General features: G+C 53.4%; 10 protein-coding genes. All 10 read right to left on the bottom strand.

The features are described from left to right. Nucleotides 1–1585: 1585 nt before the first annotated feature. The 10 genes from ACCC84_RS21615 to ACCC84_RS21570 all read right to left on the bottom strand — a co-directional run bounded on the left by ACCC84_RS21615 (nucleotide 1586) and on the right by ACCC84_RS21570 (nucleotide 13965). A complete protein-coding gene (locus ACCC84_RS21615) occupies nucleotides 1586–2533 on the bottom strand; it encodes a Replication protein (RefSeq protein WP_371902318.1) in 948 nt (315 codons plus the stop codon). A gap of 442 nt (nucleotides 2534–2975) precedes the next feature. After that, nucleotides 2976–3221 carry a replication regulatory protein RepA gene (gene repA / locus ACCC84_RS21610; RefSeq protein ID WP_371902317.1) on the bottom strand — a complete coding sequence of 82 codons (246 nt, stop codon included), beginning with the start codon at nucleotides 3219–3221 and terminating at the stop codon, nucleotides 2976–2978. A 143-nt stretch (nucleotides 3222–3364) separates the two neighbouring features. Beyond that, nucleotides 3365–3880: a phospholipase D family nuclease gene (locus ACCC84_RS21605; protein ID WP_371902316.1), complete on the bottom strand. Its 516-nt coding sequence runs from the start codon at nucleotides 3878–3880 to the stop codon at nucleotides 3365–3367. Nucleotides 3881–3958: 78 nt separating this feature from the next. Continuing rightward, entirely contained in the window at nucleotides 3959–4480 is a 522-nt protein-coding gene (locus ACCC84_RS21600; RefSeq protein ID WP_371902315.1) for a hypothetical protein, read from the bottom strand. Between the two features lie 5 nt (nucleotides 4481–4485). After that, the gene (gene mobF, locus ACCC84_RS21595) at nucleotides 4486–9603 is read right to left on the bottom strand and encodes a MobF family relaxase (protein ID WP_371902314.1); all 5118 of its coding nucleotides are present in this window, start codon (nucleotides 9601–9603) and stop codon (nucleotides 4486–4488) included. Between the two features lie 3 nt (nucleotides 9604–9606). Further along, on the bottom strand, nucleotides 9607–11721 hold the full coding sequence (gene traD / locus ACCC84_RS21590; RefSeq protein WP_371902313.1) for a type IV conjugative transfer system coupling protein TraD: 2115 nt from the start codon (nucleotides 11719–11721) through the stop codon (nucleotides 9607–9609). Between the two features lie 64 nt (nucleotides 11722–11785). Beyond that, a complete protein-coding gene (locus ACCC84_RS21585) occupies nucleotides 11786–12067 on the bottom strand; it encodes a hypothetical protein (RefSeq protein ID WP_241390497.1) in 282 nt (93 codons plus the stop codon). A gap of 78 nt (nucleotides 12068–12145) precedes the next feature. After that, nucleotides 12146–12628: a hypothetical protein gene (locus ACCC84_RS21580; protein WP_371902312.1), complete on the bottom strand. Its 483-nt coding sequence runs from the start codon at nucleotides 12626–12628 to the stop codon at nucleotides 12146–12148. 63 nt (nucleotides 12629–12691) lie between these two features. Continuing rightward, a complete protein-coding gene (gene traT, locus ACCC84_RS21575) occupies nucleotides 12692–13423 on the bottom strand; it encodes a conjugal transfer complement resistance protein TraT (RefSeq protein WP_371902311.1) in 732 nt (243 codons plus the stop codon). A 131-nt stretch (nucleotides 13424–13554) separates the two neighbouring features. Further along, on the bottom strand, nucleotides 13555–13965 hold the full coding sequence (locus ACCC84_RS21570) for a hypothetical protein (protein WP_371902310.1): 411 nt from the start codon (nucleotides 13963–13965) through the stop codon (nucleotides 13555–13557). Between the last annotated feature and the right edge of the window lie 12 nt (nucleotides 13966–13977).

The raw sequence follows: 13977 nt of genomic DNA, 5'->3' as shown, positions 1-13977 counted from the left end.
GCCACATTCCTCGTTAAATAACCAGACTCCGGCAGAATTTATCCGAAGCCTGCAAACAGGCCCGGATCTCTGATTTAGCACTGCACTGATTTTGGGCCAGAGTCATGCGACAGAACCAATAAAACAGCTGGTAGTAACAGAATTGGGACAGTTTACTAATGGTGCTAAGTACTCATTAGAAGGTGTGGCGATTACGCTGAACTTACCTGATGGCGTTAGAAAGAGTATTTGGGGTGAGTGGCAGCATATGTCTAATCCCAAACGGCTCGCTGAGCGGTTTCTAATGTTACAGCATACGATTTATGAGGAGTATCCAGAATACTCCGGCATTTCCTCTGTCTGGCTCAGATAGCAAGATAGACTGAACATATACCTAATCCAGACGAGCAGGACGTTCGTTTGATACTTCGCTTAATTTGCCCGCCCCGCTTATTCTGTCACGGCAATTGCTGCCACATGTCATACAACCATTTCCCAATCCGCCACAACCTGGTGAGGTTATCCAGCCAGTTTAATAGTGTGTCCCACCACTTTTTTTTCATTTTCATTGAATAGTTCCTTTTGTCTGATCTCCCGCTCAGCTTTGCGTCACGACGCCAGCTGCTGGAAAATTTCTGCAAAAGGATATGATTTCGCCTGGCATTGGTTCTTCTTTAGGTTTGTCACTACGGGCGGACTGTCAACTTAGAACTGGTTTCTCGATGCGCGTCAGCGCATACAGGCGACAGCTGGGCTGAAAGAGAACGCCATTAGGTAAGGGTCGCCGGTGACGCGGCGTAGCCGCCCTGTTTTGATAGGTTTCGCCTATCCCATCCCTTGCCCTGCAGAGCCAAATCCAATAATAGCGACTTTGAAGCTGGTTTGCGCTGTCGGAGTGGTCGCGGCAAGGCGTAGCCGCGGCCGCGGCGTATCTCCGCGTTAGCGAGCCGTTAGGGTCGCTTACGGGCGTGTATGCGGAACTTGCAGCAACACTTTGGCAGCGACTTTATTTTTAGTTACATCATCCATCATTAAAAGCGATGTTGTTCCCCGGCCCTTGGCCGGGGGCGGCGGCGCTTTTTAGTGGTGGGTGTGGTATTTGGTTGCAGGTATGCAAAGATGAGTGGATTGAGCATTTTTGTGGTGGAGAGATAAGGTATCTGGGGAAGCTATTTGCCCGAGCAGTAAACGAGGGAGGTACTTTAGGTTTTTATTAAAGGTTAATTGGGAAGGAAATCTTAAGGGAGGCATTGTTTTGCCCGAACAAAGTGAGGGAGGTACTCATCAGCAACGGCAAAGCCGGTGCGTTGAGTTACTCCCTTTTTAAAGGGCTTAGTTTGTTCAGAAACAACCTTCGAAATTAAGCATATTTATGGGTATGCTTTCGAAATTAATAGTGATTACGAAGTTAATGTCGAAATTAAGAGATAATTCGTCGCCGATCGCTGTCGTCAGCGCGCCAGATCGACGGCGGCGGCCGCAAAATCACGCCGGCATAGGCAAAAATAGATGGTTCCAATGGCCAACCAAACGTCAGCGGCGGAAAACAGGCAGCACAAAACCCCCGCGGCGCAGGCAGGGTAAACACAAGGTATGTTAGAGGACGTTAGGCGGGGATGGCGCCGGCGCGCTCCAGCAGCAGCCGGTAGAACGCCTCCGGATCGCTGTTCAGCAGCCCTGGCTGTTCATGTTTGAGCGTATTCTCCAGCTGCATCACGGCCAGCGGTGAACGCCCCATCGACCAATTCACCCAGGCCTGGTAAAAGCCGTTTTGCTTCCGATTCCGGGCGGCTGCCAGTTGTTTGATGCCGGCAGCGGTGTCATCCAGCAGCGTATCGAGTCGCTGACCGTCCTGCTGCCGCTTTGCCAGTTCGTTGCCAATCGCTTGTTCTGCGTTACGCTTGAGGTTCTGTAGGTCAGGACTCACCACCCAGCGACGGATTTTTTTCAGCCGGTTTTTCAGCGAGTGTTTACGCTCGATGTCGATCCCCAGATGCGCGATGCGCACCAGGTGGCGTTCGTATTTTTTGCGCAGGCTTTCCGTCAACCCATTCTTGATGGCCCACAGCCGGTACTGATCCAGCCACTGGCGGATTTCCTCTACTTGAATACCCCGACTGGTGAAGAATTTCTCTGTCAGCCAGATGCGCAGCGGCTTGTTCTGACCGGTGTCGGTATCCTGTCCGCGCGATACAATGAGATAGTCCAGCTGCTCAAGCACAGACAGTGCATGCAGCGCCACATCATACGCCTTGCGGCCGCTCTCGTAGACGTGCAATACCCCCATGGCTTTGGCCACGTCCTCAAACGGCTGCATGATCTCGAACGGGTAGTCGCTGTCCGGGTTGTAGTCGCAGTTAGCGCCCAGCACCAGAGAAAGTACTGTCAGCGCCTCACGGCTTTCCGACCGCGCGGCAATGCGCATCGGTTTAGGACGGTAGTCCGGGTTGTTGCGTTGAGTATAGGGGATATAGCCCTGCCGGCGCAGGTTGATCAGGTCGTCATTACGCCGCCAGTCGTGACTGCTCATGCGCGCCACTACCTTGCTAGCCATGCCCTTCGGTACTCGACAGCACAGAGTCGGGGTGTAACGACGATGGATTTTTGGCTGGCCGCGCCGCAGCGCATTCGCCCCACCACGTAGGGAGCTACGATGTTCGATGTAAGGGGCTACATTCGCGAAATTCTGGCTACTCAAGTAGCCCTTCGCTTATGTTGCACCGAAGGAGTTGACCTTTAAAAGGCATAAAACTATACTCCCCGTATAGAGCAACAGCTTCTATACAGTTTTAAGTAGGCCCCGGTATTCTTCTCGACCCGCCAAGATTGAGGAAGATTATCGGGGTTTTTGCTTTTCAGTGTTCTGGTAACAATGCCCAGAACCACTTCCCTGCCACCTTACGGCGTGGCTTACCAAAAATTCTGTCTGACGATCAGTAATCTAGCACTCAATGCTACATCAATCAAGAATGTGAAGTCTTTACATAAAGAGCATCTCACTGCGCTAATTCTCTTTCAAGCAGGCTTTCGATAAATTGTGCCTGTGTCATCCCTTTCTCTTCACACACTTCAATCATGCGGTCTTTTAGAGGATTACGGACATAGACCTTAACCTCTTTATGCGTCTCTCGCTTGCGTGCAATTGATACCAACTGTCGTTCGGAAGCTGACATAGGGCTCCCTTTACGATAAGCACGTTTAGGTTTCGCTGAGGAAGATTCTGCAGTAATCGTTTGCGACATCTTCGCCCCCCTCAAGGATCTAAAAAGGATCAATTCGTCTGAGATTACTACAAAAACCTAGGGTTGGCAGCCTGATTACGATCTTTTTTGCTATGGAACATAATGAATTGGCGGGAAAACGTTCCATAAATATGGTTAAAACGTCAGTAGCGCTGGGTTACGGCTTCTCCCTCTTCCCACAGTCGTTCGAATTCACGCTGGTAGGCTTGGCTGACTGCCGGTTCGTTGCGGATCACCAACACATTCTCTGCGTTTTCACCAGTCAGGGCTGCCTTGGTGTAATTAAGCGAGCCGGTCTGAACTATCTCGCTGTTGATAATGGTGAATTTGTTGTGCTGGATTTTATACCTGCTGTTGATACGTACCGGAACCCCGAGGTTGGCCAACGTGGCCACCGCACTCTTGTGCTCACGCGCATAGCGCGCGTCAGTCAGCACCCGCACCTTAACGCCGCGCCGCCAGGCGCTGTAGACAGCATTGGCCACCGGTGTACTGGTAAAGGCATAGGCCGCCAGATCCAGAGACCGGTTCGCTTCATTGAGCGTCTGGATCACTAGCGGCCCCGCACTACCGTCGGTCGAGAATGCGACCTGGCTTTGTGCCAGGACGGGGTGAATGCCGGCCTGCAAGAGAGCCAGCGCAATAACGGGTCGTTTCATTTAAGATCCCTAAAAATGGAAGTGTAAGAGCCGCTTGCCACACGATGGTGTGGCAAGCGGTGACAGGGGTATTGCGCGTCAGGGTTCGGATAGGTGTTGAACGCTGTGCGGCAACAACATATTGAGCGTGCCCAGCTCACTCAGCGCGGCCTTCACCAGACTCCAGCACAGGATGAATGCCGCAATATTCAGCAGCGGAAATAACATCAGGACGGGATGATTGACCGCATATCCAACCGTTAACGGAAACACCAGTGCAATCACTACGATGCTCTGCATCAGCGCCTTCAACTGCCACCCTTTGACGAAACTGTCCTGTTCAAAACGGACTAAGGTTGGCTTCAGGCACAGCGTCAGCGGAAACATCCGGGGCCGACGGGTCAGCGCCACGACGGCATCACTCTGCCCCACTGACAGCCGGTGATGCCGGCTGAATGCCTGGACAATGTCTTTCGCGGCCTCCACCAGGTAGGGCCCCTCAGCCTCCCCTCGCGTCCAACGCTGTAATGCGGCATTGGCCGGCTGCATCATCGGAAGCCAAGACAGGATCACAAACAAAAAAACAACGACCGTAACGGTCATGACCAGTGTCACAAACATATGCCTTACTCCAGAGTTTTTTGGGTGTTGTGGGACAGGTCCTGCGCCGGTTCTTCATGACGCAGAATATTCACTTCCTCGTTCATCATCGGCGGCGGTTGCTCGCCGGATCCCCAGCCGTCATACTCGGCGCCATCCTGCAGGTCATACAGCGCATCATCGAGCGCAGCCCACATGGCTTCCTCGGCGTCCTTCTCCTCTACCGGTGCATTTTCCTCATCGACCTCCCGGGCCGGTTGTTCCGTCGGCTCAAGCGGGTCGGCAGGATCCCGGAAGCCTTGTTCCAGCTCGCTCTCCAGGCTCAGGGCGGTAATTTCCGCCGCGGTGACAGCCGACTCGCTGTCGCTGGTGACGGCCGTCGTGCCGATCGGCGCTTCTCTTTCCAGCACCACGGCACTGCCCGGATTGGCCTCCATCGCCGCCACAGCGTCCTCAAGCCGGCTGACCTGCACCACTGGCGCGTCACTGTCGCCCTGCTGCAGGACGATCCGGCGTCCGTCTTCCGCCCCTTCATAGTGCGCCTGGTCAATATTCAGCGTGCCGGTAGTCGGCGAAACCGGGACATGCCAGTTACCTCGCTGCCGCCCCTGTTCGTTAAGCACCGCATACAACAGTTCTGGTGACTTGCCGCCCATGAAGCGGGCGGCATCACCGACACTGTCGTCGAGTTTTTCGGCCAAACGGGTTTCCTCTACCGGCTTGCTACGACTCCAGTCGCGATCGGCCTGCTCCGCCCGTACATCGTCGGCGCGTAACAGCACGTCATGCACCGTTTCACGTTGTCCACTATTTCGTTCTACGGCACCCTGCCAGCTTTCCAGATCGTCGACGTACAGCTGCACATGCGCTTTGGCGCGCGAGAACCCGACATAGGCGCTGTCCAGCGCCGCCATCATGTTGCGCGCCCCTTCGGTCCCGACCAGGCCAATAACATTGTTGATAGAGGCCCCCTGCGAACCGGTGGTGGTAATGGCATACCCATGATCGAAATGCTGGTCGGCCGGCTGATTAATCGGATCCAGCGTGATATCCCGCTCCCCCATGGTCAGCGTGATTTTGCCCTCCGGTGTCACTGCCGACACTGTCGCCGGATCATTAGTACGCAGCACCCGGTCCCGATCGGTCGCTGTCAAAATGAGCCGTTCCCCCACGCTGAGCTCAATGGACTGTGTTTCAAACACCGCCACGTTCTGCGTGCGTAATGTCAGTGGCGACAGCCACTGTTCCGCGCCCTTATCGCCCTTCAACGCCACAACGCCGCTTTTCGCATCCGCCTCGCCCACGGTCAGATACTGCTCTCCCATACGCACGGTATTGCCGACGTTCTCCTGCCAGAAGGTCATGCTTCCCAGGTCTGCCGTGCTGTTGCTGACCCTTACCAACTGGGAAACTGTGACACTGTCACCAAGAACGTGCTGCTCCTGCAGTCGCGCATGCACCTCTCGGTTGATGGCACGCCGGTCAACGTTCAGCTCGGCAACAATCAGTGTTTGTTCTCGTGCGGAAGCGGTGCGCCCCACGTAGTCATCGGCGATCATCGCGTGGATTGTTTCTCCACCTGCGAGTGGTACCGACTGTTCCCGCTCCATCTCAGTCATTGCCGACAAATCGACGATGCTGCTGGCCGGGATAAAGGCCTCGCCATTACGGGCAACCGTTTCTGGCCCCACCTGGCCAGCGACCGTTACCGCCTCACGCACATTGCCGGCGATCATCGCCTCGATAGCCGGCCGTAACGCAGGCGTCTGGCGCACGATTTCCTGCATCACCGCCACATCCGCGGCGCTACGATCTAAAATCAACGCAAAGGGGGCACCCGACTCCAGCGATTTCAGCTGATCTTTGTCGCCACTTAGCACCGCCCGCCCGTTACCACGCGCGACGATGTCCACCAGGGCCGCCATCTGCGCGTTGCCATTCATGGAGTTTTCGTCGATGACAAAGACAGTGTTGCTGAAATCCGGCGTTTCTCCCCGCGCCTGATACCGTTCCTGTTCGCCAAGGAAGCTGGCAATGGTTTGCGCATCAATCCCCGCCGACTGGAGCTCCGACACCGCTCTGTGGGTGGGTGCCAACCCCATCACCTGCGGTGGGCTGTCTAACTGTTGCAGGGCGCTGGCCACCACGCTGAACTGCGTGGTTTTCCCCACGCCGGCATAACCCTGTATAGGAATAAAGCGATCGGATGACTCGAGAATCAGACCTCCAGCCTGCTTTTGCCCTTCAGTCAAACCAGCCATCTCAGTCTGCAGTTGGTCACGCGCGCCTGGCATCAGTGGCGTGACGCTGTGTTTTCCCTCGGCGATATGGCGCAAGATGGTCAGCTCGTTCTGCCAGTTCGCTCGCGACACATAATCTCCGGCGGCACCCTGAGTACCGTCCAGCGCGATGATATCGCCCCGCCGCTCCAACCTTCCCAGTTCAGCCATTGCCCCCTGAGGAGTCAGGTTACGGTCAAAAGAAATCGCGTTTTCCACCGCCCTGAACGTGGAGAAGGTGACGCCAGTGCCGGTGACCTTTTCGATGGCCAGGTGCATCGCACGTGTCTGTGGCGTCAGCCGTGATTGCTGCAAATCGCGCAACGCATGGGTCAGGTCATCTTGACCAGTGAGGCTGCGAAGCCCCCGGGTGATGGATACGCCAGGACGTTCCTTGTCCAGTCGGGCAGTAATGGCGGCTTCATCCAGTGGCGTAAAGGCGACGATGTTGTCGCCGCTGCGGCGCAGTTGGTTGACGGTGGCATCGCTGACCTCCTTACCGCTGAGCACCGCCACCACCGCACCGCGACTGTGCCTGCTCGCCCCCAACGCCTCGACATAGCCGTAATCAAGTTTAAGGGGGGCATCGATACCCACCTTTAGTTGGTCACCGTTGGCTTTTTCCAGTACCAGCTTTTCTTTAAACAACCAGTTACCTGTCTTCATCCCAACCACCTTCTGGGACTCGCCGTTTTTGCTTCGGCTGTGCAACGCACCGGTGGCCTTCAGTTGTTCCCCTTCCCGCACCTCCAGCGTCTTGGGCTGGAACAGTCGATAGCGACTGTCGATGGCGCCGATGGCCAGCCCCTGTCGCTGGCCTTGAGCATCTGCCACTGTCAGGCGGTGGTTTTCTTTGCCCACGCCGACGATGGTCAACTGCTCTATGACATTGCCGGGCTGCAGCCGCTCTAACACCATTCCGGGTTGATAAGTACTACGAAGACCGCGCGTGTCGTTGTCCGTCCATACTGGTACTAAAACATCAATGTTGGCCACTGCCTTTCCCAGCACGCCATCCTCCTGCAACGCGCTACGGATCTCCCGGGTCAACTGAGTGCGGGTTCGGCTGTTGCCAGCCTGCGCCACCACCGCCTGCCCGGCTGCACGCTGTTTGGCCACATAGCGTGCGGCGACGCTCATCCGGTCATCCACCGTATCCTTGTGCACCATCGTAATTCGGCTCTGTTCGCGGTTTTGAGTGGTCAGGTGCACCGGGGTTCCTGCTGCTTTCAGGACCTCGGCAGCAAAGCCCGTTGTCCGGCGAGCATGGGTGTCTATGACCACTGCCGGTGTACCGGCGCGGTCTGCCGCCTGCAGAGCTGCCTGCATCATAGGCACGCTGAAACGTTCAGCTTCGCTAATAACCAGCAGTGAATTCGCTGCCAACGGCTGCTCAGCCAGTTCGGCGGCCGTCATCACGGCAGAGACGCTTTCGCCAAGAGCGCTGCGCAGCTGGGACTGAGCCCCTTTGTCAGCAGTGAGGAACACCGCCTGGCGATCACTGCTTTCGGCCAGTCGACTAAAACTGGCCAGTAGCTGCTGCTGAAACTCCTGGCCCCCGCGCGCATCAACCAATGTCAGGCCACGGTTGCCGTCCGCCACTCGAGCTGCCACGCCCTGTTCACTGGCGCCACTCGTTAAACCCGCCTCGCGCTCGGCCAATCGGCCAGCGGTAGCGCTCAGTCGGTGTTCATCCCGCACATGCGCCGCTGAAGTGAATAGGGTCTGATTTTTGTCTACTGCGATGAGTTGCCCTTTTTCGATGGCGGTATCCAGAGCGCTTTTCGCCTCAATCAATACGCCGTCATGGACCGCCACCTGGTTGAGCACTGTGGTCAGCACATTGTCGTAGGTGAAGCGCACGGACTTACGCGTCATCACGTCGATGGCGTCGGCCACTGCCGAGGCCAGCGTCGGTTTTTCAGCAGGGCCGGCCTGCAGGTCATGTTCCTTCTGCGCCCGCTCAACTGCCCGCGACAACCGCTGCTCCTCAAACTCTGCGTGATTAAAGCCGGTGGCCTGCAGCTTCTCCTGCCACAGTTCCCGAAACTCCTCAATATTGCTGAAATCTTTTGCCTGACGGGTGTCGAGCGCCGCCATGCTTTTTGCTTTGGCCGATGCGTCCGGCCCCACTGCAGCCATAATTTCCTGCCGGCGAGAAGAAAACTCGGTGATCGGCACACCCTCTACATCCCACTGCCCACGCGGACCGGTATCGACAATCGGGTAGCCGGCTTCTTCGAGCAGGCCGCGGAACACGCCGCGCTGGAAGGCACCGATACTGACCTGCTGATGCCATACGATGTCGGTAAACCCCCTTCCAGTTTTTGTATCGGTAGACAGCGTCTTCCAACCGTCCTTGCTCAGGGTGGCGTTGGCCACCACCGCGTGGCCGTGCAGGTTCGGATCAAGGTTACGTGAGGTGTCGTGTAGAAACTTGGCCACCACCAGGTTGCCGGTCTGCTCGAATTCAGTTACTCCCTCCTTCATGGTGCGGGTGGAGGCCAGTTTTTCGACTTCATTGAGTGTGATATCTATAGATTTATTGAAGGCTTCAATCAGAAAGGTGTCGCCGGCAACCAGCGCTAACACCGAGGCACTTTTGGGCGCCGAAAACGTCAGGTCGTAACCGGGACGGTGTTTGTTAACCCCATCCACCATATGGGTCAAATCAGCCCCATCAGGCAACTTGCCTTCTAACACCGCAGTGAACACGTCTTTTTTGACCGGCCCCTCCAGCCCCAGCGACTCAGCGCCGGTGCCGTACCAACCGGTCGCCATCTCGCCGAGGAAGTAGTAGTTGTCTTTGGACTCGTAGTAACTCGCAGCGCCACCGGCACTTTTAACATTGGCTACAGATAGCATGGCTTACCTCTCAACCCCGAAATCACTCTCCACATCAATATCCCGGTGGCGGAGGTTCCGGTTCTCGTCTGTACGTTCTGGTAATTCCGGTGCAGTGGGTTTAACGGGCTCGGAATGAATCTCCGCAGGTGCTGTCACTACCGGCCCGGATTGGATCTGGGCTGTACGCCCGTCGTTTTCTGTCGCAGACGCCGTCTCGTTGTTCGATACGGTTGACGGAGATCCTTCGTCAGAGGTCGTAGCATTGGCATTCGATGGAAGTGTCGATGGCGGTGTAAACAACCGGTCCAGCATCGCGTCCAGTTGGCCATTGGCTTCCGCCTCAGCCTGCGCGATTGACTGTTCAATCTCCGGATCGAAAATTTCTTCAACGTTACGGTCAATACGCCCTTCCGCCACCTGGCGCATCGCCTTGTACTTGATATCCATTTTCACCACCGGGTAATCGCCGGGCAGCGTGACATAGCACTGCAGGTCATTGAGCTTTTGCACGTCGGAGTAACTCACCAGCAGTTCACGCACCTCATCCTTGGAGAAGGACACCCCGTCACGGATGGTGTCGACACCGTAGCTATACTGGTCACGGAACTTCATGTGCCGCATTTCTCCCAGCTCTTTAGCTACCCACTCGGCTACAGTGCTGCTGGGCGCACGGAAGAAGAATTTGGTGTTCAGTAAGTCCCAAATGGCATCGGCAAAGTCCTTACCGAATAGCTCTCGCAACTGCGGGAAGTTCTGAATACCAATCAGGGTACAGCCACCGAATTTACGGGCCTCTGCCACGAATCCGGGCAGAATAGGTAAACGATGCAGTGACGGGAGCTCATCGAGCAGCAACCAGATACGGCGGTCACGGTTCTCAGTGAGGCCAAGGATGTTGACCATGGCCAGATAGATCCAGGCGGTCAGCAACGGTTTGAGTGCTTCGTGGTTACGGCCATCGCTGGTCAGGAAGATCCAGCTGTTATCGCCACCAATGTCTTCGGTAGCCACCCAGTCGCGAATGTTGAATGGGGTTTTGCCTTCATCATCCAGCCCCTGCAAAAAGCGCAATGAGCGAACATAGCTGGTCAGCACGCTACGAATCGTCATCGCAGTTTTTTCAATGCTGCCATCCACCAGGTTGGCAGCATCAGTGCCCTTCAGGAACTCGCGCAGATCAGCCAACGTAATCGACAGCAGCATTTTCAGCAGATTGGCAATCGACCAGTCCTTGGAGCGGGCCAACCGCCGAGTGGTGGCCACAAACAACTGACGCGCCGACATCAACCAGAATGGATCGCCATGGCCGGTGTCCGGGATAAGGGTCGAGGCAAAATTTTCAAAATCAGAAGTGGTCTGGCACTCATCACGTAGGCTCCATGCCGGACAGCGCTTATCGAGCGGGTTGAGCAATTTGTCCTTGTCCTGGCGGTAGAAAAGCGGAACAAAGTTGTTGCCCTTATCGTAGATGATGACCCGGTCGCCCCGGGCACGCAGCTGCGTCAGGAATTCAATAACGACCCGGCTTTTACCTGAACCCACAGTCCCGTGTAACGCCACGTTCTGCATCTCTGTTTCTTTCACAAGATGCAAATCGTTGATTTTCAGGTTAGAAAGTTTGTTCTGAGACTTTAGGATTTTATTAACGTCTTTAACTTCAGTCGTTAACTCACGTCCCCCTATCTGCTCATTCGTACGTTGGGCGGCGCCTTTACGCCCCAAATACCAATACACAGCTATAATGCCGGAAACAAAAACAATGGATGACAAGCCCCAGCCGGTAAAAGCGACATCCTTCAGCTTGATGCCTACGGCCTGAAAATAGGGGTCAGCCAGTACTTGACCTGCCGTTCGATGCAGCTCAATGGACTCACCAGTGCGAGGACTGGTCCAATGAAAGGTATATTCGTTTTTAGCTGCTGAGGGTAATGCGGAAACAAATACGTAGAGTATCCAGAAACTGAATCCATGGAGAATTTGCTCCACACTCATGCGGATGAAAAACCAGATAAAGAAAACACCGACGGAGGCCATCAATATCCAATAAACGATAATGTTGTTGATCTGCATAAACATGCTGATCATGTATTTTAATACTTGGCCACCCTGTGTGACGTTACGGGTATTTAGACTCATGTGACCTCACTGAGTTAATTCAGACGGCATGATATAAAGGAGTGAAAATGAAAGATTTTGACGTCTATCGCCAGGAAGGCGTGTACTGCTGACGAATTGAAAAGTCGTTAAGCCATTCCGGCGTGGTAATAACCTTATCAGGTTGGTAATTCATGGTGACCAAATCCGCCTCACTCAACAACGTGACACGCCCGTTATCCTTGCATTCACTGATAGCAACAATTGCACTACCGCCACGACTGAGTTGTACGGGAGAGGATAATTTGACTGGCGGTGTCATTTCATCTGTGCCGCACAGGAAATGCATTACGCCAAGCTCATCGGTATAGTAACGATAACCGCTCATATAGAGCCCTTTTATAAAGAGATATTATAACCCTGATAAACCTCCCCAGTTATCTATACGGGAGGCTGACATATATTGTTAATGTAGCGTTTGCGTTTGCTTTTTCTTCATTGGGGATTCAGATAACTTTTCATCCATCGGTGTTATCGAGATCATGCCATCAAAGCATATTGCCACTGCAGGATTTATTTCAGATTGCGTCAGCACGATAATTCTCTGCCCTCTATTCCCTGCCAGTCGTATAAAGTCATAGAGTTTTGATGTTTTAAATAACCGTGCGTCAGAGATATTAACCTTATCCAATATAACCACCTCAGCGGCACACGTATCCAATTTAAGCAAGTCAAAGCCACTATCAGTAAGTACATAGTCACACGGGTATTTTTTCATGACACCACAAACATCAATAGTCTCGACCGATTCAAAATACACCCTATTGATCAACGAATTTTTACCGGCACCAGACTTCCCTACAACAATAATATTCCCCTTGCACTCTTTGAGGAGTTTTATCGCGATGTGTTCATTTTTAAACATGACATTCCCATTTGACAAAGTCATTATTGACTCCATCACACCCGAGGTTGAATAAGATTAGGTGAAATAAATAAAGTGGCAGGAAACTTACAGAATATTGGCAATCGATTTAGCCAACTGGTTCTCCAAAACCGGCTGCGCTTCTTCAAACTTCAGATTGACCTTGTTGGCATTGGAGACTATACGGGTCTGGTATTTATGCTGATTGCCGGTCTCACTGCTGGTCTGTACCTTGGCACCGGAGTTACCCTGCTGCAGCGCCGCCACATTGTCTGTTCGTACTGACGCTTGAGTTCGTTCGGCGATCTGCACATCAGTCACCATTGTGTAGTTGGTGTCTTCCACCAGTGCATCCGCTGCCATCCCCACCAGACCGGAAGCCAATCCGACGCCCAGTGTGGCGCCCGCTGAGCTTGTATTATAGGCCGTGATCCCTGCACCTAATGCCGCGCTGATTGCTGCACTTTGATAACCCTGACTCAGCCAGCTTTGCGACTCACGCAGATCCATTTTCTCAGCCTTCAGTATATTGGCCTGGATCCAATAGTAAGCGGCATTGGGAGACGTTACTACCTGATAACCCTTGGCCTGGACGGCTTGCGTTATTTTTGCGGGTAAGCCTGGCATATCCCGATCTGATGTATTACGGATCTGCAGATATACAGTGCGCTCATTAGACGGTTCTATCCAGATGGTGTCACTCATCTGGGTTTTTACATCCAGGTTACGTTTTTTAATAGCAGTACTCATTGCACCACAACCAGATAAAGCCAGCGTTGAGGCAATAGCGGTTACCATCAAAATATTTTTTGATTTCATTATTTTTAATTCCCATATCTAGTTTACAACTAATCGTATGATGTGTTCATCATAGATTAGAAGATATCAATTAAGTTTATAATCAGGGGGCCATCAGAAAGTAAATTTCTGATGGGGGGGGGTTTAGTGAGTTAGTTACAGGGAAATTTGTCTCTTAAAGCCAAAACGGAAATAAGACCTATTCTATCATTTCCCGATACATTGTTAGAGTTACTATTAATATAAGAGTCTACTATCCCCTCTAGCATTGAACCATCCATCTGGTAATCCTTTGGGGGGCAAAAAAATGGGATGTACTTATCCCCCAAAGCCATTTTGTTGGCGGCGCTAGAATAAAAGATAGCGTCCAAGGTTGCATTGAATGTTATATCAATAGCTGTTCTTGGCAGCTTCATCCCCTCCGCTGCCATTTTTTTCAGTTGCTGGTAGCTGTAAACCGTTCCTCCTTCTTGTAATTTCTCTTCTGCATGTAACGAACTAGTCAAGAGTAGGAGCATGCCCCCTAACAAAAACACCCTATTTTTTCTTTTAAAGAGAATCAAGATACAACCTCC

The organism is Serratia odorifera, assembly GCF_041448735.1.
GTDB classification, from domain to species: domain Bacteria; phylum Pseudomonadota; class Gammaproteobacteria; order Enterobacterales; family Enterobacteriaceae; genus Serratia_F; species Serratia_F odorifera.
The sequence above is the reverse complement of the archived record's forward strand: the minus strand, read 5'-3'. Positions and strand labels throughout refer to the sequence as shown.

Excerpts from the sequence above, each read along its gene's own strand:
- ACCC84_RS21605 (WP_371902316.1), bottom strand. The coding sequence starts at position 3,880 with ATGAAACGACCCGTTATTGCGCTGGCTCTCTTGCAGGCCGGCATTCAC.
- traD (WP_371902313.1), bottom strand. The coding sequence starts at position 11,721 with ATGAGTCTAAATACCCGTAACGTCACACAGGGTGGCCAAGTATTAAAA.
- mobF (WP_371902314.1), bottom strand. The coding sequence starts at position 9,603 with ATGCTATCTGTAGCCAATGTTAAAAGTGCCGGTGGCGCTGCGAGTTAC.
- ACCC84_RS21580 (WP_371902312.1), bottom strand. The coding sequence starts at position 12,628 with ATGACTTTGTCAAATGGGAATGTCATGTTTAAAAATGAACACATCGCG.
- ACCC84_RS21585 (WP_241390497.1), bottom strand. The coding sequence starts at position 12,067 with ATGAGCGGTTATCGTTACTATACCGATGAGCTTGGCGTAATGCATTTC.
- traT (WP_371902311.1), bottom strand. The coding sequence starts at position 13,423 with ATGAAATCAAAAAATATTTTGATGGTAACCGCTATTGCCTCAACGCTG.
- ACCC84_RS21600 (WP_371902315.1), bottom strand. The coding sequence starts at position 4,480 with ATGTTTGTGACACTGGTCATGACCGTTACGGTCGTTGTTTTTTTGTTT.
- repA (WP_371902317.1), bottom strand. The coding sequence starts at position 3,221 with ATGTCGCAAACGATTACTGCAGAATCTTCCTCAGCGAAACCTAAACGT.
- ACCC84_RS21615 (WP_371902318.1), bottom strand. The coding sequence starts at position 2,533 with ATGGCTAGCAAGGTAGTGGCGCGCATGAGCAGTCACGACTGGCGGCGT.